Source organism: Streptomyces sp. O3 (assembly GCF_054788135.1).
In genome coordinates, this window is sequence record NZ_JBTVYK010000131.1 from 1 (window position 1) to 552 (window position 552).

At 68.8% G+C, this 552-nt stretch carries 1 pseudogene; it reads right to left on the reverse strand.

The features are described 5' to 3' along the window. A pseudogene (locus ACX6XY_RS30025) lies at positions 1–552 on the reverse strand (2-oxoacid:ferredoxin oxidoreductase subunit beta); the annotation flags it as partial.

A 552-nucleotide genomic window follows, 5' to 3' on the forward strand; every position in this document is an offset into this window, starting at 1 on the left:
GACCGTCCAGGTGTCGCCTCCGGCGAGGAGGGCGGCGAGGTCGCCCTTGCCGTTCTGTTCGATCGCGGCGTCCAGTTGGTCGGACATCTGGGTGTCGTAGACCGGACGGTCGACGCTGCGCAGCACGCCGATGGGGGTGTGGTGCAGAGTGTCCGGGTCCGCGAGGCGGGACAGCGCGAAGGCCGTGGTCGGTGAGGCGGCGTGGGCGTCGTGGACCAGGATCTGTGACTGGTTGTCCTCGGTGACGGTGACGATCTTCAGGTCGCCGGTGAGGGGGTCGCGGATGACGCCCTTGGCGCTGTCGGCGCCGAAGACGATGGGCTGGCCGTGCTCCAGGCGGATCACGGCTTCCTGGGCCTGCTGCTTGTCTTTGAGTACCTCGAAGGCGCCGTCGTTGAAGATGTTGCAGTTCTGGTAGATCTCCACCAGCGCCGTGCCCGGATGGGCGGCGGCCTGCCGCAGCACGCTGGTGAGGTGCTGGCGGTCGGAGTCGACCGTGCGGGCCACGAAGGAGGCCTCCGCGCCGATCGCCAGGGAGACCGGGTTGAAGGG